The sequence below is a fragment of the Variovorax sp. Varisp46 genome, from assembly GCF_059491885.1.
This window is the reverse complement of the sequence record NZ_CP168515.1, coordinates 889,135-912,039: the sequence shown is the minus strand read 5'-3', so window position 1 is coordinate 912,039 and position 22,905 is coordinate 889,135. Positions and strand designations below refer to the sequence as shown.

Here is a 22,905-nt window from a genome sequence, read left to right as displayed (position 1 = left end):
GCAACACAAGATCAGAACGTCACGCGCAAACCGATCTTCAGCGTGCGTCCGGGCAACGGCGCGTTCGGATACACCGTGGTCGTCAGGATCGACGTCGCACTGTAGGCCAGCTTGTTCGTGATGTTGTCCATGCGCGCATACCAGGTGAGGTTGGCGCGCTGCACCTTCATGCGGTAGGTGATGGCCGCGTTCCACAGCGTGTAGGCATCGGTCTCGCGCGCACCCACCGACGGAATGCGGTGCTGCGCCGCGTTGTAGTCGAAGCCGAAGCGCGCGCCCCACGGACCGTTGGCATAGGCCAGCGTCGCGCCCAGGCGCAGCGGCGCGATGCGCGGCAGCGGCTCGCCAGTGTCGAGGTTCTTCGCGCGCACGATGTCGCCGCGCCATTCGAGGTCCAGCGTGCCGGCGTCGTCCATGCGCGCGAAGCCTTCGCTGCCCAGCAGGCGCAGGTTGCCGTTGGCCTCGATGCCGGTGAAGCGCGCACGTACGCCGCTGTAGACGTACTCGGCCAGCGTATCGGTGGCGCCGGGCTCGGCCACGTTGCCTTCCTCGTCGAGGTTGCGCCCCGTCGCGGTCAGACCAATGTAGTTGCTGAAGCGCGTGACGTAGGCGTTCACGCGGGCCGTGTTGGGGCCCGACTTCCACTGCGCGCCCAGGTCGAGGCCGGTCGACTTTTCCTTCTTCAGGTTCGGGTCGCCCACCTCCCACGCGGCGGTCGCCACGTGGGGGCCGTTGGCCAGCAGTTCGTAGTCCTTCGGCGCGCGCTCGGTGTAGGCGAGGTTCGAAGTCAGCTGCCACTGCGGCGCGAGGTTGACCAGCGCACCGAAGGCCGCGCTGTGCGGATTGAAGGTGCGCTCGCCGATGGCGAAGCGCGTGACCGTCGGATCGTCCGGATAGCCCAGCGATCGGATGCGGACCTGCTCGGTGCGCGCGCCGAAGCTCAGCCGGCCCCACGAAGTGCCGTACTCCTCGTACATGAACAGCGCATTGGAGCGCGTACGGCTGTGCGGCGCGAAGGCCTCTTCGCCATCGGCGGCGAAGCGGTTGGTTTCGCTGCTGAAGCCGACCAGGCCCTCGAAGTTGCCGATCTTCTGGTGGCGCGCCTCGATGCGCAGGTCGTTGCTCATGTTCGAGAACGTGGTGCCGGGCGTGCCGCCCTCGAACTCGGTGTGGCGGTAATCGGTGTGGCTCAGCTTGGCGTGGATGCTGCTGATGAAGCCGCCCGGGCGCCACTCGCCTTCGAGCGCATAGCGGTCGGACTTCATGCCGATGGTGACGTCGTCCTCGGCCACGGTGCCGTAGGTGCTGCGGTAAGTGCCGACCGAGGCGCCGATGTAGCCCTGGTCGAAGAACATCGTGCCGCCGAGCGCGCCGCCGTGCGCCTCGTTGGCCGAGTTGCAGATCTTGCGCGCCGTCCACGGCGAGCCGGGCTTGCTGCATTCGAGGGTGATCGGCACCGAGACGTCCTTCGAGTCGCGGTTGAAGGCGTCGACGTGCAGTGCGAAGCGGTCGTTGCCGCCTTCGAGCACCACGCCGCCATTCTTCTCCTTGTTGCCGGTGGAATAGCCCAGGTCGGCGCGGCCGCCGAAGCCGTTGATCGGCTCCGAAGGAATGCGGTTATCGATCACGTTGACCACGCCGCCGACAGCGCTGCCGCCGTACTGCAGCGCCGACGGGCCGCGCAGCACTTCGATGCGGTCGGTGACCAGCGCATCGACAGGCACCGCGTGGTCGTAGCTCAGCGCGGAGGCATCGGGTGCGCCGCCGCCGTTCTGCAGGATGCGGATTCGGTCGCCGTCCTGGCCGCGGATGATCGGGCGGCTGGCGTTGGGGCCGAAGTAGCTGCTGCTCACGCCGGGCACGTTGTCCAGCGTTTCGCCGAGCGTCGACTGGGAGCGCAGCAGCAGCTTGTCACCCGACAGCGTGGTGGTGGGAGCGATCAGTTCGGAGGCGCCGAGCGGATTGCCGGTGACGGTGACCTCGCGCAGGCTGGCGGCGTCGGCGGGTTGGGCCTGAACCTGCGCCTGGTCCTGGGCCATGCTTGCGAAGGAGGCGAGCGAAAGAACGGCAACGCCGATGGCGTTGCGACGGAATTTGGGAGTCATGAAGGAACACTCGTTGAATCGGGAAACGACCGGCCGCCGCCCGCGCGAGAAGCGGGTGCGGCAGCCGGAACACAGGGGATTCAGCGAGTGGAAGGCGGGCCGCGCGCGTCGAACAGCGCGACCCAGCGGGCGACGGCTTCGCCCTGCAGGAAAGCAAAGACGGCCGACGGCAGCAGCATCGGCAGCACCACCAGCGGCACGCCGGGCACGCCGGATCCGTGCGAGAGCTGGTCGTACAGCCGGCACTCGGCGTCGTTGTGTTCGCCGAACAGGCTGGCCAGCTGGGGGACGGCATGCTTGTGGCCAGCCTGCGCCGCGGCGGCCGGCAGGCCCGGCACGTGCAGCGAGCGGTGCATCAACCCGAGCGTGCCCGCGAACCACACCGCGACCATCAGCGCGATGACGAGCGCGCGGGTCGAACGGGTCCGAGGCTGGCGGATGGAGAGATGCACGGGGCGAGGTACCGATCGGCGCTCAGGCCTTGACGCGCGATGCGAAGGTCTTCTGGAACTTCTCGACCTTCGGTCCCACGACGAACGCGCAGTAGCCCTGGTTCGGGTTGTTCAGGAAGTAGTCCTGGTGGTAGGCCTCGGCCGCCGAGTAGTTGGCGAGCTGCGCCACCTCGGTCACGACAGGCGAGCTGTAGGTCTTGCTGGCCCCGATCTCGCGGATGACCTCCTGGGCCACCTGCTTCTGCGCGTCGCTCGTGTAGTAGATGCCGCTGCGGTACTGGGTGCCGGCGTCGTTGCCCTGGCGGTTGAGCGTGGTCGGGTCGTGCACGACGAAGAAGATCTCGAGGATTTCACGCAGGCTGATCTGCGCGGGGTCGAATTCGAGCTTCACCACCTCGGCGTGGCCGGTGCGGCCGGTGCAGACCTGCTCGTAGGTCGGATTGACGGTCTGGCCGTTGCAATAGCCCGACTCCACGTCCAGCACGCCCTGCACCCGGTCGAACACCGCCTCGGTGCACCAGAAACAGCCGCCGCCGAGCACGATGGTTTCGGTGGGCGGCGATGAAGTGGACATGGTGCGGCTCCGGGAGGTTGGAAAAGGATGAGCCCGGTATTGTGGCGGCTTGACGTGACGGATATCGGTCACTACATTACTAACCCGCGAGTCATTAACATCCCATGTCCCCGCCCCGTTCCTTCGTCGACAAGATCATCTGCCCGGTGCGCGCCAAGCGCGAGCGCCGCAAAGAGGCGCGCCCCGGCGAACTGCTGGCCGCCGCACTCGACCTGTTCGTCGAAAAAGGCTTTGCCGCCACCCGCTCAGAGGAAGTAGCGGTGCGCGCCGGCGTCTCCAAGGGCACCCTCTTTCTCTATTTCCCGAGCAAGGAAGAGCTGTTCAAGGCCGTCGTCATGGAAAGCCTCGGCGGCCGTTTCACCGAGTGGAACGCCGAATTCGCGGCTTTCGAGGGCACCACGGCCGACATGCTGCGCTACTGCATGAGAGTGTGGTGGGAACGCGTCGGCATGACCCAGGCCTCGGGCCTGACCAAGCTCATGATGAGCGAGGGCGCCAACTTTCCCGATCTGGCGGAGTTCTATCGCCGCGAAGTGGTCCGCCCCGGCCACGAGCTGCTGCGGCGCATTTTCCAGCGCGGCATCGACAGCGGCGAGTTCGCTCCGATGGACGTCGACCACGCGATCTACTCGGTGGTGGCACCCATGGTCTTCCTCATGCTCTGGAAGCATTCGGCCATGGTCTGCGTCGACGGCGAATCGGCCCTCGACCCCGAAAAATACCTCGCCACCCAGGCCGAGGTGGTGATCAACGGACTCTGCGTGCGCCCCGGAAGGCCGACCGCGGCGGAGGCGTCATCGGCGACGCCTAAAATTGAAGGTTTGTCCTGAGCCCACAAGGAAAGCCACGCCATGAACCCCACCCCCACCCTCGAGCGCCTGCGCTTCAACATGATCGAACAGCAGATCCGCCCCTGGGATGTGCTGGATACCGACATCCTCGAACTGCTGGCCGAAATCCACCGCGAAGACTACGTGCCCGACGCGCACCGCACGCTGTCGTTCTTCGACATGGAACTGCCGCTGCTCGACGGCTCCGTGCCCGGCGAGATCATGCTGTCGCCCAAGGTCGAGGCCCGCACGCTGCAGGACCTGCACATCCAGAAGCATGAATCGGTGCTTGAGATCGGCACCGGCTCCGGCTTCATGGCCGCCCTGCTGGGCGCCCGCGCCGCCCAGGTGCTGACGCTCGAAATCAACCCCGTGCTGGCCGCCCGCGCCGCCGAGACGCTGCGCCAGAACGGCGTGACCAACGTCGAAGTGCGCCATGCCGACGGCGCCGTACCGCTGCCCAGCGGCCCGAGCTTCGACGTGATCGTGCTCAGCGGCTCGGTCGCTCGCATTCCGCAGAACCTGCTGGGTTCGCTCAAGGTCGGCGGCCGCCTCTCGGCCATCGTGGGCGAAGAGCCGATGATGCGCGCCCACTTCGTCACCCGCACGAGCGAAAGCAAGTGGGACACGATCCAGCCCTGGGACACCGTGGCCCCACGGCTGCTGAACTTCCCCGAGCCCTCGCGCTTCTCGTTCTGAGCGGGCGGTCCACCGAATGATCGACCAAGTCCGCCCCGCCGACCTTCCCGCCTGGTTCGCCCAGGACGCCGACGCCACCCCCGTGCTGCTCGACGTGCGCGAACCCTGGGAACTGCAGACGGCGAGCGTCGTGCCCCAGGGCTTCACCCTGGTCGCGATTCCGATGAACGAGATTCCCGGGCGGCTGGCCGAGCTCAATGACGGCCAGCCCGGACTTCGAATTGCCTGCCTGTGCCATCACGGCGCACGCAGCCAGCGCGTGGCCGCTTTCCTGAACCAGAACGGCTTTGACCAGCTCGCCAACGTGGCGGGCGGCATCGACGCCTGGTCTTCGCAGCACGACCCTTCCGTGCCGCGCTACTGATTCTTTCTCCAAGGACGTTCAATGCCTTCCAGGCCCCGGCTTTCGCCTCTTTCCGCAGCGCTCGCAAGCATCTTCGCAGCCCTGCTCGCATCGCCGGCCCAGAGCCAGACACTGAACGAGCTTTATGAATCCGCCCGCGGCTTCGACGCCACCTACCAGGGCGCACGGGCCCAGTACGACGCCAGCATCGCGCGCGCCGCGCAGGCCAAGGCCGGCATCCTGCCCGCCGTGGGACTCACGGCCGGCGTGACGCGCAGCGACCTCGACATCGAAACCCTCACCGGCGCCGGCCGCGGCACCACCACGCCGCGCGACTTCAACACGCAGAACGTCGGCATCAACGCCACGCAGCCGCTGTACCGGCCGGCCAACTGGGCCACCTACGAGCAGGGCAAGCGCCAGGCCGACATCGCACAGGCGGTGCTCACCATTGCCGAGCAGGACCTGATCGTGCGTGTGAGCCAGGCGTACTTCGACGTGCTCGCGAGCCAGGACAGCCTGGCGCTCGTGCGCGCGCAGAAGGTCGCCGTGGCCGAGCAGCTGGCATCGGCCAAGCGCAACTTCGAGGTCGGCACCTCCACCATCACCGACTCGCGCGAAGCGCAGGCGCGCTACGACTTGGTGATCGCCCAGGAAATCGCGGCCGAGAACGACCTGCAGGTGAAGAAGGTGGTGCTCGACCAGCTGGTCGGCCGTCCCGGCAGCGTGCCGGTGCCGCTGCGGGTGCCGGTGGTGCTGCCCACCGCCATGCCCGCGGACATCAACGCCTGGGTCGCGCAGGCCGACGAGGTGCACCCCGCCATCCAGCAGGCCCGCCTGGGGCTCGACGTGGCCGGGCTCGAAGTGGAGAAAGCCAAGGCCGGCCACAAGCCCACGCTCGACGCCAACCTGGGCTACAACGTCACGCGCAACCCGACGGGCACCAGCACGAGCACCGTGGGCACGCGCATCAACGCGGCCACGGTCGGCGTCACGTTCAACCTGCCGCTGTTCGCCGGCTTCGCCACCGAGAACCGCATCAAGGAAACGCTGGCGCTCGAGGACCAGTCGCGCAGCGTGCTCGACGGCACCAAGCGCAGCGTGGCGCAGGCCACGCGCGCGGCGTACCTCGGGCTCGTCTCGGGTGCGGGGCAGGTGAAGGCGCTGGAAGCGGCCGAGGCCTCGAGCCAGAGCGCGCTCGATGCCAACCGGCTGGGCTACCAGGTGGGCGTGCGCATCAACATCGACGTGCTGAATTCGCAAAGCCAGCTGTTCCAGACCAAGCGCGACCTCGCGCAGGCGCGCTACAACGTGCTGCTGGGCAACCTGAAGCTGCGCCAGGCCAACGGCACGCTGACGATCGACGACATGAACGCGATCAACGCGACGCTGGCGAGCAGCGGCAGCGTGCCGGCGGTGCCTCCGGCCACGGGGCCGGATCGCAACACAACGACGCCTGCCGTGACGCCGCCGAGCATCCCGGTGATTCCGCCGGTGCCGGTACCACCGTTCAATCCGCCGGCGCCGACGATGCCGACGGCACCGGTGCCGCCGGTGATCCTCAATCCGCCGGTGCGCTGAAATTCTTTCTCCCTCCCCTTCCGGAGGAGGGTTGGGGTGGAGGCGCGGCGGCCTCGGCCCCACTGCTGCGCCCGTTGGGCGCTTGCCCCCATCCCAGCCTTCCCCCGAAGGGGAGGGAGCCATGCAAACTCAGTCGAGTGTGGGTTCGGCGCGCGGCGGCTCGCTTTCGAGCGGCGCGAGTCCCGACGCCACAGGCTCCGCCGCCTGCGCGATCGCAAGCACCGCAGCGGCCGTGCGTTCGGCCGCCCCGCGATTCGACGAAGAGAACGCCAGCGCGGCCTGCGCCATCGTGGCGCGGCGCTCGGGGTTCTCGACCAGCTTCAGCGCGGCCGTCACGGCCTGCTCCATGTTCTCGACGCGCAGCGATGCACCGGCCGCCAGCGACAGCTGCGCCGCCTCGGCAAAGTTGAAGGTCGACGGTCCCATGACCACCGGGCAGCCGCAGGCCGCCGGCTCGATCAGGTTCTGCCCGCCCAGCGGCTCGAAGCTGCCGCCCAGCAGCGCCACGTCGGACAGGCCGTAGTACAGCGCCATCTCGCCCAGCGAATCGCCGAGCCAGATCTCTGCCTCGGCCGGCTGGCCCGCCGCGCTGCGGCGCGCCACGGCGAAGCCTTCGGCCTCGATCAGCGCCGCCACTTCGTCGAAGCGCTGCGGATGGCGCGGCACGATCATCCATTGCACGTCGTGCACGCGCTTGGCGATCGAGCGGATCGCGCCCTGCTCCGGCGGCACGGGCGAGGTCGCGCCGAAGCGCTTGAGCACTTCGAGCAGCATCCGCTCCTCGCCGTCGCGCGAACTCGCGAGCACGACCATCGGCCGCGGCAGGTGCTCGCGCAGCGACACGGCCGCGTTCAGCTGGCGCACGTCGGGCGTGGCGTCGAACTTGAGGTTGCCGTAGATGCCGGCCACCTTGGCGCCGAGCGACACCAGCCGGTGCGCATCGGCCTCGGTCTGCGCCCACACGGCCGCGAGGGCCGAGTAGGCGGGCCGCGCGAGCCATGCGAGCCGTTCGGCCGCGGCGAGCGATTTCTCGTTGAGCCGCGCATTGGCCAGCACCAGCGGAATGCGGCGCTCGGCGCAGGCGGCGGCCATTTCGGGCCAGACCTCGGTCTCCATCAGCACGCCGATGCGCGGCTCGAAGCGATCCAGGAAACGCGCCACCGCGCCCGGTGTGTCCCACGGCTGCCAGACCTGCGTGTCGCCCGGTTCGAGCAGCTTGGCGCCTTCTTCACGGCCGGTGGCGGTGCCGTGCGTGAGCAGGATCGGGATGCCCGGGTACTGCCTGCGCAGCTCGGCGATCAGGATGGCGGCCGCGCGCGTCTCGCCGAGGGAAACCGCATGCACCCAGCATTGGGCCTTGCCGGTGGTGGCTTCGTCGTAATGGCCGAACCGCTCTTCCACGGCCACGCCATAGCCCGGCTCGGCCTCCGCGCGGCGCCGCAGCTTGCGGCGCACGAGCGGTTGCACAACGGTGGTGAAGACGCCGTAGAGGCGCAGCAGCAGGGAACGCACAGGCTCAGTGGGACGCTTCGGCGAGCTTGGCGTCGGGCTTGGCCGTACGCAGCAGCGCGAGCATCTCGGTTTCGATGCGCTTCAACGCGGCATCGGTCTGGCCTTCGAAGCGAAGCACGAGCACGGGGGTGGTGTTCGATGCGCGGATCAGGCCGAAGCCATCGGGCCAGTCGACGCGCAGCCCGTCGATGGTCGAGACCTTGGCCGGGGCCGCGAAACTCGCGCCCTTCACGAGCTTGTCGACCACGGTGTGCGGCTCGCCTTCGGCGCAGGGCACGTTCAGTTCGGGCGTCGAGAAGCTGGTGGGCAGCGCGTTGAGCACCTCGCTCGCGTTCGGGCTCTTGCTCAGGATTTCGAGCAGCCGGCAGCCCGCATAGGTGCCGTCGTCGAAGCCGAACCAGCGCTCCTTGAAGAAGATGTGGCCGCTCATCTCGCCGCCCAGCGGCGAATCGATTTCCTTCATCTTCGCCTTGATGAGCGAATGGCCGGTCTTGAAGATCATCGGCACGCCGCCCGCGGCCTCGATGGCCGGCGCCAGGCGCTGCGAGCACTTCACGTCGTAGACGATGGTGCCGCCCGGCACGCGCGACAGCACGTCCTGCGCAAAGAGTTGCATCTGGCGGTCGGGGAAGATGTTCTGGCCGTCCTTGGTGACGATGCCCAGGCGGTCGCCGTCGCCGTCGAAGGCCAGGCCCAGTTCGGCATCGCCCGCGGCCAGCGCGGCCATCAGGTCCTTGAGGTTCTCGGGCTTGCTCGGATCGGGATGGTGGTTGGGGAAGTCGCCGTCGACTTCGCTGAACAGTTCGGTCACCTCGCAGCCGATGGCGCGGAAGATGGCCGGGGCCGATGCACCCGCGATGCCGTTGCCCGAATCGACCACGATCTTCATCGGGCGTGCCAGCTTGATGTCGCCGGCAATGCGCTTCACGTAGGCCTCGGTCACGTCGACCTTGCGCACGCTGCCGCCGGGGGCGAGTTGCGCGGTGCCGGCTTCCATGGTCTTGCGCAGGCCCTGGATCTCGTCGCCGTAGATCGCGCGTCCGGCCAGCACCATCTTGAAGCCGTTGTAGTCCTTGGGGTTGTGGCTGCCGGTGACCTGGATGCCGCTCGTGCACAGCGTGTGGGCCGCGAAGTACAGCATCGGGGTGGTGATGGCGCCCACGTCGATCACCTCGACGCCGGTGGCGACGAGGCCCTTGATCAGCGCCTCGGCCAGCACGGGGCCCGACAGGCGGCCATCGCGTCCCACGGCCACGGACTTCTCGCCTGCGGCGCGGGCGGCGCTGCCGAAGGCCCTGCCGAGCGCTTCGGCCACCTCCGCATCGAGAGTGGCGGGCACGACGCCGCGAATGTCATAGGCCTTGAAGATGGACGCGCTGAGCTGCATGAAAGGCGTTTCCCTGTTGGTTTTTGGAACGAGGCATTGTAGGCAAGGCTCCGGGCGCCCACATGTCCGAAAACGGCCAGTTGAAACGAGTCGAAACCGTATCATTTCCCCATGCCCACCAGCCACACCTCCACCGAAGCGCTCGAGAGCGACGCCTGCTACCTGGCGATGAAGACGCACGATGCGCGCTTCGACGGGTCGTTCTTCACCGCCGTGACCTCCACCGGCATCTATTGCCGCCCGGTCTGCCGCGTCAAGCTGCCGCGGCGCGAGAACTGCCGGTTCTTCCGCCACGCGGCGCAGGCCGAGGCCGCGGGCTTTCGCCCCTGCCTGCGCTGCCGGCCCGAACTCGCGCCGCGCGCGGCCACCTGGTCGACCGAGGACGCCTCTCGCATCCTCGCGCTGCAGGCGGCGCGACTGATCGACGAGCCCGACGCGTGGTCGGAGGACGGCCCGGGCGCGGCGCAGATCGCGGCGCGGCTCGGCGTGAGCGACCGCCACCTGCGGCGCATCTTCGAGGTGCAGTTCGGCGTGTCCCCGCTGCAGTACCTGCAGACGCGCCGGCTGCTGGCCGCCAAGCAGCTCATTGCCGACACCCGCCTGCCGATGACGCAGGTGGCGCTGGCCAGCGGCTTCGCGAGCGTGCGGCGCTTCAATGCGGCCTTCCTCGAACACTACGGCCTGAACCCGAGCGCCCTGCGGCGCGCCGGCGGCGCCACGGCCGAGGGCGGCGAAGGCAGGGCCATCGAGGTACGGCTGGGCTTTCGTCCGCCTTATGACGCCAACGCCATGCTCGGCTTCTTCGCGCGCCGTGCGCTGCGCGGCGTCGAAGTCGTCTCGACATCGGACGGCAAGGAGCCCGCCAAGGGCAGCACGCCCACTTACGTGAAGCTCACCCGCACGCTGCGCATCCAGCAGGGCGGACAGGCGCACGCAGGCTGGCTGCAGCTGCGCTTCGACTTCGAGCGCGAACAGGTGCTGCTGTCGATCAGCGATTCGCTGGCCGCGGTGCTGCCGATCGTCATCAGCCGCGCCCGCGCGCTGTTCGACCTCGACGCCGAGCCGATGGCCATCAACGCGGCGCTGCACGCGGCCTTCCCGCATGGCGACGGACTGCGCGTGCCCGGCGCGGTCGACGGCTTCGAGCTGGCGGTGCGTGCGGTGCTGGGCCAGCAGATCACGGTGGCCGCAGCGCGCACGCTGGGCTCGCGGCTGGTCGAGGCCTTCGGCGAGCCGCTTGCGACGCCCGTCGAAGGACTGGATCGCCTGTTTCCCACGCCCGTGGCCATTGCCGACGCGAGCGGCGACGCACTGGGCCAGCTCGGCATCGTGCGCCAGCGGCAGACGGCGCTGCACGCCATCGCGCGCGAGGTCGCGGCCGGCAAGCTGGCGCTGCATGCGGGCGCGGATGTGCCCTCGACCATCGCCGCGCTGCAGGAGCTGCCCGGCATCGGCGCGTGGACCGCGCAGTACATCGCCATGCGCGCGCTGCGCTGGCCCGACGCCTTCCCGGCCGGCGACGTTGCGCTGCAGAAGGCGCTGGGCGTGACCACCGCGCGCGCGGCCAGCGCGGCCTCGCAAGCCTGGCGGCCGTGGCGCAGCTATGCGGTGCTGCGGGCGTGGCACGCGCCCTCTTCTCCTTCTCCTGCCGTGGCCGCCACCGACGTGGCGATCACGGAATCCCCTCTCATCACTACGGCAGGCCTCACCGCCTGAAATGTCATGAAGTTCAAGAGCAAAGTCATCTACACCTCGCACATCGACACGCCGCTCGGCGGCATCACGATGGCGGCCACCGACCGGGGCCTGGCCGGCGTCTGGTTCGACCAGCAGCGCCACTGGCCCGACACCGCGGGCTGGATCACGAAGGACGACCATCCCGCGCTCGCCGAGGCGGCGGCCCAGCTGCGCGACTACTTCGCCGGCAAGCGCGAGCGCTTCGACATGAAGCTCGACCTGTCGCACGGCACCGCCTTCCAGCAGAGCGTGTGGCACCAGCTGCTGGCCATTCCGGCCGGCGCCACCACGAGCTACGGCAAGCTGAGCATGAACGTGGGCAATCCGGCCGCGGTGCGCGCGGTGGGCGCAGCCGTGGGACGCAACCCGATCAGCGTGATCGTGCCCTGCCACCGCGTGCTCGGTGCCGACGGTTCGCTGACCGGTTACGCTGGCGGGCTCGAACGCAAGACCGCCCTGCTCGAACTCGAGGGAGCGCTCTGAGCAGCCACAAGTAGCAAAGCGAAAGACGCATGACCCCTACGAATAACAACATCGCCGCCGCCAAGCCCCTCGCGCCCAGCACCTGGCTCATCGACCTCGTGCTGCTGGGCGCGCTCTGGGGCGCGTCTTTCCTCTTCATGCGCATCGGCGCGGCGGAGTTCGGTGCGCTGCCGACGGCGGCGGTGCGGGTGGCGATCGCCGCGCTGTTCCTGCTGCCCATCGCACTGCTGCGCGGCCAGGGGCCATCCCTGGCGAAGCACTGGAAGGCCAGCTTCACGGTCGGCGTCTTCAACTCGGGCATGCCGTTCGCGCTGTTCTGCTTCGCGCTGCTGACCATCAACACCGGCCTGGCCGCCGTGCTCAACGCCACCACGCCGATGTTCGGCGCGCTCGTGGCGTGGGCCTGGTTCCGCGAGCGCCCGAACGGATCGCGCCTCATCGGTCTCGCGATCGGCTTTGCCGGCGTCGCCATGCTCGCGAGCCGCAGCGCCGGCCTGCATGCTGGCGCCAGCGGGCATGCCGCGCTCTTCGCGGTGCTGGCCTGCCTGGGCGCATGCCTGTGCTACGGCATCTCGGCCAGCGCCACGCGCGCTCACCTGGGCGGCGTGCCCGCGCTGACCACCGCCACCGGCAGCCAGATCGGTGCCACGCTGTTCCTCGCCATTCCGGCCTTCTGGCTCTGGCCCGCGCAGATGCCCAGCCTGCGCGCGTGGCTGGCGCTGCTGGCGCTGGGCATCGCCTGCACGGGCGTCGCCTACATCCTGTTCTTCCGGCTGATCGAACGCGCCGGGCCGGCCCGCGCGCTGACCGTGACCTTCCTGGTGCCGGTGTTCGCGCTGTTCTACGGCGCGGTGTTCCTCGGAGAAAACATCACGCAGTGGATGCTGATCTGCGCGGGCGTCATCGTCTGCGGCGTGGCGCTGTCGAGCGGCATCGTCAAGCTGACCCTGCCGCGCAGGGCCTCGGCCTGAGCGCGTTTTCTTGCGGGGCGCCTACACGGCACCCGCAACGACGTTCACCGAGAGCGCCAGCACCAGCATGTTGAACGCGAAGGCCAGCACGCTGTGCAGCAGCGTGATGCGCCGCATCTCCTTCGACGTCGCCTGCACGTCCGACACCTGCGAGGTCATGCCGATCACGTACGAGTAGTAGAGAAAGTCGAAGTAGTCGGGGGCGTCGTGCCCGCCCGGAAAATCGAGCCCGCCATCAGGGGTGCCGTCCCGCTGGTCGATGTAGTAGCGGTGCGCATAGTGAAAGGCATAGATGGTGTGCATCGTCAGCCACGACCCTGCCAGCGCCACCAGGCCCAGCGCGACATGCGCCGCGCGCTCCCAGCCGCTCAGCCCCTTCACCTGCTGCAGCAGCATCGCGATGGCCACCACGCTCATGCCCACCACCACCAGCATCGAGACCAGGATCACCACGTTGGGCTGGTCCAGCGACTGGGCGCGCTCGCGCGTGCGCTTCGCATCGAAGGTGTCGGCCAGCCACCACGACAGCAGCTGGTAGACCCCCACGCCCACGCACCATCCGGCCAGCCCGCGCGCCATGCCGCTCATGGACAGCGGCATCAGCGCGGCCGCAACGGCGCAGCCGGTGGCCGCGCCATAGAGAAGACGTTGGGGACCGGTGGTGGTGGAAAGATGTCGGCGCATGGGCGAGCACTGTAGCGCCGTAGCGCCGTAGCGTAGAAGGAGTCCTACAAGTACAGCGGCATTCCGCGCATCGAGAAAGCTCACGCGCGCCACTAGGGTTCTCGCTGTTCAAGGGAGCTTCGCCCGGAAGCACAGCGCAAGGCCTCAGGCCTGCGCCATTTCATCGCGTGCCCGCGGCATCCATTTCCCATCCGGGTCACCAAGGATTTCATCCATGCTGCTGCTCCGCCCTCGCCCCGCTTTCGGCGCATTGTTCGGCTCCGGCCTCCTGCTTGCCGCCGCGCCGGCTCTGGCCGATCCCTCGCCCGCGCTCGACCGGTTCAGCTTCTCGGTCGGTGCCTTCAGCGCCGATCCGAAGTTCAACGCCTCGGTCAGCACGCCGTATGGCACGCTGCAATCTGGCGACATCAAGCCGGGCCGCGTGACCATGCCGCGCATCACGGCCGACGTGCTGATCGGCGACAGCCACGGAATCTCGTTCGACTACTACCAGTACCGGCGCGACTACTCCGGCGGCGTCGCGAACACCACGTCCCTGGGCAACTTCGGTTCGCTGAATACTTTCGGCAACGCCACCGTCAACACCAAGCTCGACTTTGCCAAGCTCTCGTACAAGTGGTGGATCGGCTCGGGCAACACCGTGCTCGGCCTGGGCGCCGGTGCCGCCTACTACCGTGCGACGCTCGGCGCGACTGCGCTCGCCGGGGTGAACGGACAGGTCAGAACGCTGAACGAAAGCTCCAGCGACAACGCCGTGGCGCCGCTGCTCGAAGTGGGCGTGCGCCACGCCATCACGCCGGACCTGCGGCTGTTCGCCGACGCCTCGGGCGTGTGGAAGAGCAGCGGCCGCTTCCACGGCAACATCTACAACGCCTCCGCCGGCGTCGAGTGGTTCCCGGTGAAGAACGTGGGCCTGGTGCTCGCCTATGGCCTGACGAACATCGACCTGACGCGCGAGAGCGGCTCTGCCGATTCGCGCTTGAAGGTCCGCCTGCAGGGGCCTTCGGCTTTCCTCAAGGCACGCTTCTAGGCCCTGGGTCGTTCTGCGTGTAGCCAGTCTTCGCAAGACGCGGTGCGGCGGCCAGCCTTAGGCTGCGCCCATCACCGAAGAACGGAGACACAGAGCATGCCTGCAGCCGCCACCGGCCTCGCGCCGCCGCAGTTCCATCCGCGCATCTCGCGCATCGCGCTGGGCGACGTGATCCACCGCAGCGCGCGCCGCTTCGGCACGCGCACCGCGCTGATCGAGGGCGAACACCGCATGTCCTACGGTGAACTCGACGCCGCGTCGAACCGCTTCGCGCATCACCTGCTGGGCCTCGGCCTCTCGAGCGGCGAGCGCGTGGGCATGCTGTGCAACAACTCGATCCAGATGGTGGTCGCCATGCTGGGCATCCAGAAGGCCGGGCTGGTGTGGGTGCCGATCAATACCGCGCTGGCGGTGGACGCCATCGGCTACATCCTCGCGCATGCCGGCGTGCGCCACCTGGTGATCGACACCGCGCTGCATGCGAAGCCCGAGCTGCGCGAATTGCTGGCAGCGCAAGGCATCGCGCCGATGCTGTGCGTGCTCGACGGCGATGCGCCGCCCGCCGGCCTGCCGACCGTGCCGCAGGCCATCGCGCAGGGACCTCACACGCTGCCCGAAGTGCCCATCGGCAGCACACAGCTTGCGCTCATCATGTACACCAGCGGCACCACTGGGCGCCAGAAGGGCGTGATGCATTCGCATGCGTCCGTGCACTCGGTGCTGCTGAGCAACATGATCGAATGGGGCAGCAGCCCCGAGCGCGCCGACGTGTGGAGCTGCGTGCTGCCGCTGTTCCATTGCGGCCAGCACACGGTGCTGATGTCGGCGCTGGCGGTGGGCGGCGCGCTCGTCGTGCTGCGCGGCTTCGACCCCGGCGCGGTGCTCGCCGCCATTGAGCGCCACCGGATCGCGGTGATGGTCGGCCTGCCGATGATGTACGGTGCGCTCCTCGCGCACCCGCAGCGCGCCGCGCGCGACTTGTCGAGCCTGCGGCTGTGCGTCTACGCGATGGCGCCGATGTCGCGCACGCAGCTGCTGCGCCTGCTCGACGGGTTCTGCCCCAACTTTGCACTCGTCTCGGGCCAGACCGAGATGTATCCCGGCGCCACCATCTTCGAGGTGCAGGAGCAGCGCAAGCGCTTCGGCTCGTATTGGGGCGTGGGCACGCTGGTGAACGAGGTCGCCGTGATGGGCGATGAGGGCGACCTGCTCGGGCCGGAGCAGGTCGGCGAGATCGTCTTTCGCGGACCCAACGTGATGCTGGGCTACTACAAGGACCCGGAGGCGACGGCGAACGCGCAGCGCTTCGGCTGGCACCACTCGGGCGACCTGGGCAAGTTCGACGCAGACGGGCAGCTGGTCTTCCTCGACCGGCTGAAGGACATGGTGAAGTCGGGCGGCGAGAACGTGCCGTCGATCAAGGTCGAGGAAGTGCTGCTGCGGCACCCCGCCGTGCTCAACGCGGCGGTGGTGGGCCTGCCGCACGAACGCTGGGGCGAAGCCATCACCGCCTTCGTCACGCGCCGGCCCGATGCACCAACGGACTTCACCGAGGCCGCCCTGGCGGCGCACTGCAAGGAGCACCTCGGCAGCTTCGAGGTGCCGAAGGAAATCATCTTCCTGCCTGCGCTGCCAATGACTTCCACCGGCAAGATCCAGAAGTTCGAGCTGCGCAAGGCACACCAGGCCCTCTATCAGCGGGGCTGACCCGGCGATGGCGCCTCGCCCGGTCGGCCCGCGGGCCGCCGGAGTGTTGTTTCATCAGTGCTAACCCTGCGGTCCGGGCTTGTTCCTTCGAGTGGATGAATGTAATAATTTAGTTACAACACCACCCTCCGGAAAAAGTCCCCATGAAACACCGCGCCGCCCTCCATTCACCTCGCACCATCGCCCACGGTACGGCCGCGCTGCTTCTCGCAGCCTGCGCTTCGTCACACGCCTTTGTGATCGGTGTCAGCGAAGGCGTGAGCTACAACGTGTCCGACGCGCAGGTCACCGCCCGCTTCGAGCCCATCGCCGAGGTGCTGTCGAAGGCGCTCAAGCAGCCGGTGACGATCAAGATCCTCAATTCGTACAACGGTGCGCGCGACGCACTGAAGCAGCAGCAGGTCGACTTCGCCTTCGTGCACCCGTCGCACGTGGCGCTCGGCGCCATCAAGGGCGGGCAGTACAGCGCATTCGCCTGGACCACCGGCTACACCGACTACAAGGTGTCCTTCCTGTGCAAGGAACAGCAGCCGATCTCCGACTGGAAGAGCGTGGCCGGCAAGCAGCTGGTCATGCCCGACGCCGACTCGATCACCGCGGTGATCACGCGCGCGATGCTGCGCGAGCAGGGACTGCAGGGCACTGCGATCAAGGTCACCAACACGCGCTTCCAGGAGGCCGTGCCCTTCTACGTGCAGAACGGCTTTGCAGCCTACGGTGCAACGGCAGCCTCCGGCGTGATCAAGACCTGGAAAGACGGCGGCGGCAAGGTCTGCGCGGAATCGCGCGCAGTGCCGATCAAGCAGTGGCTCGCGTCGCGCAAGCTCGATGCGGCCACGGTGAACGCGGCGCGCGATGCGCTGCTGAGCCTGGCGCAGACCGACGCCGGCAAGCGCGCGCTCGCTGCGTCCACCTATGTCGGCTTCGTCACGCCTTCGTCCGACGTCGAGTCCTCGCTGATGAGCTGGCTGGGGATCTGAGAGGCAAGGCCGTACGCGCACGCCGCCTGCCCGGCCCGGGCAGAATCCGGCGCTTGCCGTCTCCCTCCCAAGGACTCCCTCCATGACCGATCTCTCGAGCTTTCCCATCACGAAAAAATGGCCCGCGCAGCATCCTGACCGGCTGCAGCTGTACTCGCTGCCCACGCCCAACGGCGTGAAGGTGTCGATCATGCTGGAGGAGACCGGCCTGCCGTACGAGCCGCACCTCGTGAGCTTCGAGACCCACGACCAGACGTCGCCGGCGTTCCTGTCGCTCAACCCGAACAACAAGATCCCGGCCATCCTCGACCCCGATGGCCCGGACGGCAAGCCGCTGGCGCTGTTCGAATCGGGCGCCATCCTCATGTACCTCGCCGAGAAGACCGGCAAGTTCATTCCGCAGGACGCCGCCGGCCGCTACGAAACCCTGCAGTGGGTGATGTTCCAGATGGGCGGCATCGGCCCGATGTTCGGCCAGCTCGGCTTCTTCAACAAGTTCGCCGGCAAGGACTATGAAGACAAGCGCCCGCGCGACCGCTACGTGGCCGAATCGAAGCGCCTGCTCGGCGTGCTCGACAAGCGCCTGTCGGACCGCGCGTGGATCGTGGGCGACAGCTACACCATCGCCGACATCGCCACCTTCCCGTGGGTGCGCAACCTGATCGGCTTCTACGAGGCAGCGGACCTCGTGGGCTTCAAGGATTTTCCGAACGTGGCGCGCGCGCTCGAAGCCTTCGTGGCGCGCCCCGCCGTGGTGGCAGGGCTGGGCATTCCGAAGCGCGGCTGAGCGCCTCTCAGTTCGCGCTCAGGTCCATCAGCATGCGCGACAGCAGGTAGAGGCGCGGCACCACGCTCCCTACCTCCGCATATTCCTCCGGCGTGTGGATGCCGCCACCCACGATGCCGAAGCCATCGAGCACCGGCACGCCGACGCCTGCCACCAGGCTCGCATCGGCCGCGCCGCCGCTGCTCTCGATGGTGAGCTTCTTGCCGATCTCGCCGTAGATGCCTTCGGCCATGCGCACCAGCTTGTCGGACGCGGTCGAACGCGGCATCGGCGGCAGGCCGCGGATCAGTCGCACGCGCACCTCGGTCTCGGGGATCAGCTTGTTCTGCGAGATGCGGACCAGGTCTTTCTCGACGCGGTCGAGCTCCTCGGGCGTGGCCGCGCGCACGTCGCCCTTGGCGCTCGCGGTCGCCGGAATCACGTTGGTCGGTCCATTGGCCGTGAGCACCGTGAAGTTGACCGTGGTCTTCTTCGCGGCATCGGCCGTCTTCGACAGCTGCAGCACCTGGTGCGCCACTTCCATCGCCGCATTGCGGCCGGCCTCGGGCGCCACGCCCGCGTGAGCGGCCAGCCCCTTCACCTCGACGAGCGCGGTGGCCGAGCCCTTGCGCTCGACCACGAGGCCATCGGCCGGTCGGCCCGGCTCCAGGTTCAACGCCACGTCGTGCTGCTTGGCGATGCGCTCGATCAGCGCGCTGGTGCCGACGGAGCCGACCTCCTCGTTGGTGTCGAGCAGGAAGGTGATCTGCCCGTAGTCCTGGAAGCCGACCTGCTTGAGGATCTTCAGCGCATAGAGCCCGGCGATCACGCCGCCCTTGTCGTCCATCACGCCGGGGCCGTAGGCGCGGCCGTCCTTGATGTAGAAGGGCTTGGCCGCGGCCGTGCCTTCCTTGAAGACGGTGTCCATGTGCGCGAGGATCAGGATCTTCTTCTTGCCCTGCCCTGTCAGCGTGGCCACCACGTTGGTGCCGGGATGCGGATCGGCCGGAAAGGTCTCGATGCGCGCGCCGAGCTTGCGCAGCTCTTCCACCGCCATCTCGCGGACCTTGTCCAGGCCCGCCGTGTCGGTCGAGCCGGAGTCGATGTTGACCATGCGCTCCAGCATCTTCAGCGCCTCGTCCTTGCTTTGCGTGGCGGCGTCGAGCACGCCCTGGTGCGGCTTCTGGGCCATGGCGTTGCCAGCCAGCAGGGCGCACGCGAGCGCGGTGCACTGGGCGATGGCGAGCATGTGGCGGCGAGCGGGAGTCCGGGATTTCATGGCCGAAGAAGCCGAAGCGGGATGGCGCGAGTGAGTCGTCATGTTGTCCGTTCTGTTGAAGGAGGTTCCGGGGAAAGCGCGGCGGGCTCGCACCCGCCTTGCCGCTCGCACTCTACAGACAGTTCAGCCGGGAAAGTCCTCCCCGCGCAGCTCGATCGGCTGCCCATGCGGCGTGCGGCCGGCCGCGTGCTCCCAGGCATGCCGGTAGCGGGCCAGCTCGTCGCCCGAGCTGGCGCCCTTGGCGGCCACTAGCTTCTCGAGCGCGGCCAGCCAGTGCAGGTAGTAGGTCTGGCCGGTGTCGGGGTCGCCCGCGGCCTGAGCCTCGGAGATCTGCGCCGCCAGCGCCTCGGCCCATTCGGGCCATGTGAAGAGGCCGCGCTCGTGCAGCGCAAGCGTCATCGCGAAGGCCTGGGCCTCCCATGGCGCGCTGAACACCGGCCCGTCCGCATCGCGCGGCATGCCGGGCGACAGCGGCATGCGCTCGCCGCTCATTGGAATACCTTCGTGCTTCGCACTGCGGTGCGAGCTTGCTTGGGGCGGCCCGGCGCGGCGCTCATGCCACGGCCTCCAGATAGCTCTCCCACGCATCCACCGACACCGAGAGGTTCTGGCGCGGCGCATCGTCGCCCCACAGTTCGGCTTCGTCGAACTCCACCGTGTAGAGCCACTGCGGCTGCTCGCCGAGCCCCTGCGCGTTGGTGTCTGCGAACACATGCGCGCCATGTACGTGAACGATGGTGCCGCGCTTGCCCTGCACATAGGCCGGCAGCCGCGTGTGATGGTCGACCTTGCCGAGGTGCATACGCACCTTCTGCCCCAGGGCAAAGCGGGCCGGTGCAGGCGCCGGCCGCTCGGCGGGCGAGCCTTTGGCGAGCACCGACTGCACATCGGTCGCGCGCAGCACGCGGGCCACGGGCGCGGCAGCATGGCTCACCTCGCCGCTGGCGATCTCGTCGGGAAAGAGCTGCCCGCGCTGCAGCATCAGCTGCTCCAGCGCGCGAAGCCAGATCTGGTAGTAGCTCAGCTCGCCATAGTCGGGCAGCGTCTCGCGCACGGAGCGGCTCGCATCGATGTTCCACGAGCCCGTCGCGCCCATGGCCAGCACGAGCGCCAGCACGCGCGGCTCCCAATCGGCATGGAAGAGTTCGCCCTCGGCTTCGGGCACCACCTTGCCGAAGCCGGGCTGTCCGCCGAGGTCGGCCTTCGTCGCGTAGCTCATGCGTCGCTCCCGGCTTCAACTGGTGCACCGGCCAGCCGCGTGCCGATCATCGAATCGCGTGAAACCAATGCGGCGAGCTCTTCTTCGCTCAGGCCTTCGGTGCCGGTGGGCCGCTGCGGGATGACGAGGTAGCGCACCTCGGCGGTCGAATCCCACACGCGGATGCGCGTGGTCTCGGGCAGGGTCACGCCAAAATCGGCGAGCACGCCGCGCGGGTCCTTCACCGCGCGCGAGCGGTACGGCGCGCTCTTGTACCAGGTGGGCGGCAGGCCCAGCACCGGCCACGGATAGCAACTGCACAGGGTGCACACCACCATGTGGTGCGTATCGTCGGTGTTCTCCACTGCCACCATGTGCTCGCCCTGCCGCCCCGTGTAGCCCAGCGAGGCGATGGCTGCCGTGGCGTCGGCCAGCAGCCACTGCCGGAAGGCCGGATCGACCCAGGCCCGCGCCACCACCCTTGCGCCGTTGCGCGGGCCGATGCGGGTCTGGTAGGTGTCGATCAGCACGTCGAGCGCGCCCGGGTCGATGTAGCCCTTCTGCGCGAGCACGCTTTCGAGCGCACGCACGCGCAGGTCCATCTCGCCGAGTTCGCTGTGTTCGTGGTCATGATCGTGGCCGTGGTGGTGACCGTGGCCGCTGTCGTCGTGGGGGTGGTCTGCGCTCATTCCGGCGATGCTACGCCCGGGCACTTAAAATTCGAAGCCTCCCGCCAGATCCCCCGGAAGCCTTTCGCCCATGACCTCCACGCCCGCCCGCCCCGTCCGCTCCCAGTACGAAGACTTCATGCGCCACGTCGACACGCATGGCGTCTTCAAGAGCGACCGCACGGGCACGGGCACCAAGAGCGTGTTCGGCCACCAGATGCGCTTCGACCTGAACGAGGGCTTCCCGCTGGTCACCACGAAGAAGGTGCACCTGAAGTCCATCATCCAGGAGCTGCTGTGGTTCCTGACCGGGTCGAGCAACAACAACTGGCTCAAGGAACGCGGCGTCACCATCTGGGACGAATGGGCGCGCGAGGACGGTGACCTGGGCCCGGTATACGGCGTGCAATGGCGCAGCTGGCCCACGCCCGACGGCGGCCATATCGACCAGATCGCCGACGTCATAAAGACGCTGAAGAGCAACCCCGATTCGCGCCGCATCATCGTGAGCGCATGGAACGTGGCCGAGCTGTCGAAGATGGCGCTGATGCCCTGCCATGCCTTCTTCCAGTTCTACGTGGCGCCGCCGCAGGCCGAAGGCGAACGGGGCAAGCTCAGCTGCCAGCTCTACCAGCGCAGCGCCGACATCTTCCTGGGCGTGCCCTTCAACATCGCGAGCTACGCGCTGCTCACGCACATGGTGGCGCAGCAGTGCGACCTCGACGTGGGCGACTTCATCTGGACCGGCGGCGACTGCCACATTTACAGCAACCACGCCGAGCAGGTCGCGCTGCAGCTCAGCCGCACGCCCTACCCCTACCCCACGCTGAACATCAAGCGCAAGCCGGCGTCGATCTTCGAATACCAGTACGAAGACTTCGAGGTGCTGGACTACCGGCACGGCGATCCGATCAAGGCGCCCGTGGCGGTATGAGCGGAATGAGCAAGTCCCGCGTCAACCTCATCTTCGCGCGCGCCGCCAACGGCGTGATCGGCGCGAACAACACGATCCCCTGGCACATCCCGGAGGACATGGCGCACTTCAAGCAGCAGACCGTGGGCGCGCCGGTGATCATGGGCCGCAAGACCTGGGACTCGCTGCCGCCACGCTTCCGGCCACTGCCGGGCCGGCAGAACATCGTGGTGACACGGCAGCCCGACTGGCAGGCCGACGGCGCGCTGCGCGCGGGCAGCCTGCAGGAGGCACTGTCGCTTTGCGAATCGTCATCGAAGGCCGACGCCGTATGGGTCATCGGCGGCGCGCAGATCTACGCCGAAGCCGAGCCGCTCGCGCAGCGCGCGGTCGTGACCGAGGTTGCGCGCAACTACGAAGGCGATGCCTATGCTCCGGATCTCGACGCAGCCGTGTGGCGCGAGACGCAGCGCGAATCGCATGTCTCGGCCAAGGAAGGCCTGGGCTTCAGCTTCGTGACCTACGAGCGCATCGCATCCCCGAACGGATGAGCGGCGACAGTTTGGCCGGCCCTGACGCTCAACAAAAATAGTCGCCCGGTTACCAGAAACAAACTGGCACCTTCGTCGCTCCTTTCAGCGCGAAAGGAACACTTCGGTACACGCGTGTAAAGGCATGCGCGGCTCAGGGTTTAGACAACGCCATTGTTTGTGCGCAAAATGTCGCTCCCGCCCTCAACCCAAGGAGACGGTTCATGTCCATGGAATTTCTTCGGGTCATCGCCGAGCAGAAATTGCCATACGTCATTCACACGCCGGCAGACATCGACAGGCTGCGCGTGCTGCGTGCGGCAGAGTTGGTGACGGCCTTCATTCCGCCCTCGGACCGAGCGCCCGATGCGCGCGCGATACGCCAGCTGGCCCAGGTCGAATCGATCACCGCCAAGGGCAAGCTGGCGCTCAACAAAGCCACGTCGGCATTCATCGAACTGTAGGAAGCCGCGCCT

The 22,905-nt window shown here is 68.1% G+C and carries 24 protein-coding genes; 14 read left to right on the top strand and 10 right to left on the bottom strand.

The features are described from left to right. Positions 1 to 11 precede the first annotated feature (11 nt). The 3 genes from ACEN9N_RS04230 to msrA form a co-directional block, all read right to left on the bottom strand. Positions 12 to 2,105 (bottom strand): TonB-dependent receptor, encoded by a 2,094-nt coding sequence (locus tag ACEN9N_RS04230; protein ID WP_495655414.1) that lies wholly within the window; start codon positions 2,103 to 2,105, stop codon positions 12 to 14. Positions 2,106 to 2,185: 80 nt separating this feature from the next. Next, the gene (locus ACEN9N_RS04225) at positions 2,186 to 2,557 is read right to left on the bottom strand and encodes a hypothetical protein (protein ID WP_042672802.1); all 372 of its coding nucleotides are present in this window, start codon (positions 2,555 to 2,557) and stop codon (positions 2,186 to 2,188) included. 22 nt (positions 2,558 to 2,579) lie between these two features. Further along, positions 2,580 to 3,131 (bottom strand): peptide-methionine (S)-S-oxide reductase MsrA, encoded by a 552-nt coding sequence (gene msrA, locus ACEN9N_RS04220; RefSeq protein WP_413314705.1) that lies wholly within the window; start codon positions 3,129 to 3,131, stop codon positions 2,580 to 2,582. Positions 3,132 to 3,235: 104 nt separating this feature from the next. Between msrA and ACEN9N_RS04215 the strand changes: the two genes are divergently transcribed. From ACEN9N_RS04215 to ACEN9N_RS04200, 4 genes are read left to right on the top strand one after another with little or no spacing between them, the layout of a single operon-like run. Next, the gene (locus tag ACEN9N_RS04215) at positions 3,236 to 3,961 is read left to right on the top strand and encodes a TetR/AcrR family transcriptional regulator (protein WP_007829476.1); all 726 of its coding nucleotides are present in this window, start codon (positions 3,236 to 3,238) and stop codon (positions 3,959 to 3,961) included. Between the two features lie 21 nt (positions 3,962 to 3,982). Continuing rightward, complete coding sequence (locus tag ACEN9N_RS04210) at positions 3,983 to 4,660, top strand: protein-L-isoaspartate O-methyltransferase family protein (RefSeq protein WP_007829474.1); 678 nt, start codon at positions 3,983 to 3,985, stop codon at positions 4,658 to 4,660. A 16-nt stretch (positions 4,661 to 4,676) separates the two neighbouring features. Beyond that, a complete protein-coding gene (locus ACEN9N_RS04205) occupies positions 4,677 to 5,024 on the top strand; it encodes a rhodanese-like domain-containing protein (protein WP_495655413.1) in 348 nt (115 codons plus the stop codon). A 21-nt stretch (positions 5,025 to 5,045) separates the two neighbouring features. After that, positions 5,046 to 6,584 carry a TolC family outer membrane protein gene (locus tag ACEN9N_RS04200; protein WP_413314708.1) on the top strand — a complete coding sequence of 513 codons (1,539 nt, stop codon included), beginning with the start codon at positions 5,046 to 5,048 and terminating at the stop codon, positions 6,582 to 6,584. A 129-nt stretch (positions 6,585 to 6,713) separates the two neighbouring features. Here ACEN9N_RS04200 and ACEN9N_RS04195 read toward each other — a convergent pair whose 3' ends face one another. Both ACEN9N_RS04195 and ACEN9N_RS04190 read right to left on the bottom strand, forming a co-directional pair. Further along, positions 6,714 to 8,096 carry a 3-deoxy-D-manno-octulosonic acid transferase gene (locus ACEN9N_RS04195; protein ID WP_495655412.1) on the bottom strand — a complete coding sequence of 461 codons (1,383 nt, stop codon included), beginning with the start codon at positions 8,094 to 8,096 and terminating at the stop codon, positions 6,714 to 6,716. 4 nt (positions 8,097 to 8,100) lie between these two features. Continuing rightward, positions 8,101 to 9,483, bottom strand: coding sequence for a phosphomannomutase/phosphoglucomutase (locus tag ACEN9N_RS04190; RefSeq protein WP_495655411.1), 1,383 nt, complete (start codon positions 9,481 to 9,483; stop codon positions 8,101 to 8,103). Between the two features lie 111 nt (positions 9,484 to 9,594). Between ACEN9N_RS04190 and ACEN9N_RS04185 the strand changes: the two genes are divergently transcribed. The 3 genes from ACEN9N_RS04185 to ACEN9N_RS04175 are packed head-to-tail and all read left to right on the top strand — an operon-like array spanning position 9,595 to position 12,674. Beyond that, positions 9,595 to 11,199, top strand: coding sequence for a DNA-3-methyladenine glycosylase 2 family protein (locus ACEN9N_RS04185; RefSeq protein ID WP_495655410.1), 1,605 nt, complete (start codon positions 9,595 to 9,597; stop codon positions 11,197 to 11,199). Between the two features lie 6 nt (positions 11,200 to 11,205). Further along, positions 11,206 to 11,703 (top strand): methylated-DNA--[protein]-cysteine S-methyltransferase, encoded by a 498-nt coding sequence (locus tag ACEN9N_RS04180; RefSeq protein WP_413314712.1) that lies wholly within the window; start codon positions 11,206 to 11,208, stop codon positions 11,701 to 11,703. A gap of 29 nt (positions 11,704 to 11,732) precedes the next feature. Further along, a complete protein-coding gene (locus tag ACEN9N_RS04175; protein ID WP_495655409.1) occupies positions 11,733 to 12,674 on the top strand; it encodes a DMT family transporter in 942 nt (313 codons plus the stop codon). 21 nt (positions 12,675 to 12,695) lie between these two features. Here ACEN9N_RS04175 and ACEN9N_RS04170 read toward each other — a convergent pair whose 3' ends face one another. Next, positions 12,696 to 13,358: a DUF1345 domain-containing protein gene (locus ACEN9N_RS04170; protein WP_413314714.1), complete on the bottom strand. Its 663-nt coding sequence runs from the start codon at positions 13,356 to 13,358 to the stop codon at positions 12,696 to 12,698. A gap of 214 nt (positions 13,359 to 13,572) precedes the next feature. Between ACEN9N_RS04170 and ACEN9N_RS04165 the strand changes: the two genes are divergently transcribed. The 4 genes from ACEN9N_RS04165 to ACEN9N_RS04150 all read left to right on the top strand — a co-directional run bounded on the left by ACEN9N_RS04165 (position 13,573) and on the right by ACEN9N_RS04150 (position 17,862). Further along, a complete protein-coding gene (locus ACEN9N_RS04165) occupies positions 13,573 to 14,388 on the top strand; it encodes a hypothetical protein (protein ID WP_007829458.1) in 816 nt (271 codons plus the stop codon). 96 nt (positions 14,389 to 14,484) lie between these two features. After that, complete coding sequence (locus ACEN9N_RS04160; RefSeq protein WP_495655408.1) at positions 14,485 to 16,095, top strand: class I adenylate-forming enzyme family protein; 1,611 nt, start codon at positions 14,485 to 14,487, stop codon at positions 16,093 to 16,095. A gap of 143 nt (positions 16,096 to 16,238) precedes the next feature. Beyond that, a complete protein-coding gene (locus ACEN9N_RS04155; RefSeq protein ID WP_495655407.1) occupies positions 16,239 to 17,075 on the top strand; it encodes a phosphate/phosphite/phosphonate ABC transporter substrate-binding protein in 837 nt (278 codons plus the stop codon). Positions 17,076 to 17,157: 82 nt separating this feature from the next. Continuing rightward, positions 17,158 to 17,862 (top strand): glutathione S-transferase N-terminal domain-containing protein, encoded by a 705-nt coding sequence (locus ACEN9N_RS04150; protein ID WP_495655406.1) that lies wholly within the window; start codon positions 17,158 to 17,160, stop codon positions 17,860 to 17,862. Between the two features lie 7 nt (positions 17,863 to 17,869). Here the strand turns inward: ACEN9N_RS04150 and ACEN9N_RS04145 are convergent, their stop codons facing one another. The 4 genes from ACEN9N_RS04145 to nthA form a co-directional block, all read right to left on the bottom strand. Beyond that, complete coding sequence (locus ACEN9N_RS04145) at positions 17,870 to 19,120, bottom strand: glutamate carboxypeptidase (protein WP_495655405.1); 1,251 nt, start codon at positions 19,118 to 19,120, stop codon at positions 17,870 to 17,872. Between the two features lie 123 nt (positions 19,121 to 19,243). After that, positions 19,244 to 19,612 (bottom strand): nitrile hydratase accessory protein, encoded by a 369-nt coding sequence (locus ACEN9N_RS04140; RefSeq protein ID WP_007829434.1) that lies wholly within the window; start codon positions 19,610 to 19,612, stop codon positions 19,244 to 19,246. A 61-nt stretch (positions 19,613 to 19,673) separates the two neighbouring features. Next, positions 19,674 to 20,339: a nitrile hydratase subunit beta gene (nthB, locus tag ACEN9N_RS04135; RefSeq protein ID WP_495655404.1), complete on the bottom strand. Its 666-nt coding sequence runs from the start codon at positions 20,337 to 20,339 to the stop codon at positions 19,674 to 19,676. Further along, positions 20,336 to 21,007: a nitrile hydratase subunit alpha gene (nthA, locus tag ACEN9N_RS04130; RefSeq protein ID WP_495655403.1), complete on the bottom strand. Its 672-nt coding sequence runs from the start codon at positions 21,005 to 21,007 to the stop codon at positions 20,336 to 20,338. Before nthA ends, nthB begins: the two co-directional genes overlap by 4 nt. A gap of 70 nt (positions 21,008 to 21,077) precedes the next feature. Between nthA and ACEN9N_RS04125 the strand changes: the two genes are divergently transcribed. From ACEN9N_RS04125 to ACEN9N_RS04115, 3 genes are all read left to right on the top strand, one after another. Further along, positions 21,078 to 21,920: a thymidylate synthase gene (locus ACEN9N_RS04125; RefSeq protein WP_007829430.1), complete on the top strand. Its 843-nt coding sequence runs from the start codon at positions 21,078 to 21,080 to the stop codon at positions 21,918 to 21,920. 5 nt (positions 21,921 to 21,925) lie between these two features. Further along, complete coding sequence (locus ACEN9N_RS04120; protein WP_495655402.1) at positions 21,926 to 22,450, top strand: dihydrofolate reductase; 525 nt, start codon at positions 21,926 to 21,928, stop codon at positions 22,448 to 22,450. 203 nt (positions 22,451 to 22,653) lie between these two features. Then, positions 22,654 to 22,893, top strand: a complete 240-nt coding sequence (locus ACEN9N_RS04115; RefSeq protein ID WP_007829428.1) for a hypothetical protein — start codon at positions 22,654 to 22,656, stop codon at positions 22,891 to 22,893. Positions 22,894 to 22,905 lie beyond the last annotated feature (12 nt).

What these genes read in the sequence shown, in the direction of transcription:
- ACEN9N_RS04155 (WP_495655407.1), top strand. Translation starts at nt 16,239, where the DNA reads ATGAAACACCGCGCCGCCCTCCATTCACCTCGCACCATCGCCCACGGT.
- ACEN9N_RS04150 (WP_495655406.1), top strand. Translation starts at nt 17,158, where the DNA reads ATGACCGATCTCTCGAGCTTTCCCATCACGAAAAAATGGCCCGCGCAG.
- ACEN9N_RS04140 (WP_007829434.1), bottom strand. Translation starts at nt 19,612, where the DNA reads ATGAGCGGCGAGCGCATGCCGCTGTCGCCCGGCATGCCGCGCGATGCG.
- nthB (WP_495655404.1), bottom strand. Translation starts at nt 20,339, where the DNA reads ATGAGCTACGCGACGAAGGCCGACCTCGGCGGACAGCCCGGCTTCGGC.
- ACEN9N_RS04125 (WP_007829430.1), top strand. Translation starts at nt 21,078, where the DNA reads ATGACCTCCACGCCCGCCCGCCCCGTCCGCTCCCAGTACGAAGACTTC.
- ACEN9N_RS04185 (WP_495655410.1), top strand. Translation starts at nt 9,595, where the DNA reads ATGCCCACCAGCCACACCTCCACCGAAGCGCTCGAGAGCGACGCCTGC.
- ACEN9N_RS04205 (WP_495655413.1), top strand. Translation starts at nt 4,677, where the DNA reads ATGATCGACCAAGTCCGCCCCGCCGACCTTCCCGCCTGGTTCGCCCAG.
- ACEN9N_RS04230 (WP_495655414.1), bottom strand. Translation starts at nt 2,105, where the DNA reads ATGACTCCCAAATTCCGTCGCAACGCCATCGGCGTTGCCGTTCTTTCG.
- ACEN9N_RS04175 (WP_495655409.1), top strand. Translation starts at nt 11,733, where the DNA reads ATGACCCCTACGAATAACAACATCGCCGCCGCCAAGCCCCTCGCGCCC.
- ACEN9N_RS04120 (WP_495655402.1), top strand. Translation starts at nt 21,926, where the DNA reads ATGAGCAAGTCCCGCGTCAACCTCATCTTCGCGCGCGCCGCCAACGGC.
- ACEN9N_RS04165 (WP_007829458.1), top strand. Translation starts at nt 13,573, where the DNA reads ATGCTGCTGCTCCGCCCTCGCCCCGCTTTCGGCGCATTGTTCGGCTCC.
- nthA (WP_495655403.1), bottom strand. Translation starts at nt 21,007, where the DNA reads ATGAGCGCAGACCACCCCCACGACGACAGCGGCCACGGTCACCACCAC.
- ACEN9N_RS04160 (WP_495655408.1), top strand. Translation starts at nt 14,485, where the DNA reads ATGCCTGCAGCCGCCACCGGCCTCGCGCCGCCGCAGTTCCATCCGCGC.
- ACEN9N_RS04170 (WP_413314714.1), bottom strand. Translation starts at nt 13,358, where the DNA reads ATGCGCCGACATCTTTCCACCACCACCGGTCCCCAACGTCTTCTCTAT.
- ACEN9N_RS04190 (WP_495655411.1), bottom strand. Translation starts at nt 9,483, where the DNA reads ATGCAGCTCAGCGCGTCCATCTTCAAGGCCTATGACATTCGCGGCGTC.
- ACEN9N_RS04145 (WP_495655405.1), bottom strand. Translation starts at nt 19,120, where the DNA reads ATGAAATCCCGGACTCCCGCTCGCCGCCACATGCTCGCCATCGCCCAG.
- ACEN9N_RS04215 (WP_007829476.1), top strand. Translation starts at nt 3,236, where the DNA reads ATGTCCCCGCCCCGTTCCTTCGTCGACAAGATCATCTGCCCGGTGCGC.
- msrA (WP_413314705.1), bottom strand. Translation starts at nt 3,131, where the DNA reads ATGTCCACTTCATCGCCGCCCACCGAAACCATCGTGCTCGGCGGCGGC.
- ACEN9N_RS04200 (WP_413314708.1), top strand. Translation starts at nt 5,046, where the DNA reads ATGCCTTCCAGGCCCCGGCTTTCGCCTCTTTCCGCAGCGCTCGCAAGC.
- ACEN9N_RS04180 (WP_413314712.1), top strand. Translation starts at nt 11,206, where the DNA reads ATGAAGTTCAAGAGCAAAGTCATCTACACCTCGCACATCGACACGCCG.
- ACEN9N_RS04115 (WP_007829428.1), top strand. Translation starts at nt 22,654, where the DNA reads ATGTCCATGGAATTTCTTCGGGTCATCGCCGAGCAGAAATTGCCATAC.
- ACEN9N_RS04210 (WP_007829474.1), top strand. Translation starts at nt 3,983, where the DNA reads ATGAACCCCACCCCCACCCTCGAGCGCCTGCGCTTCAACATGATCGAA.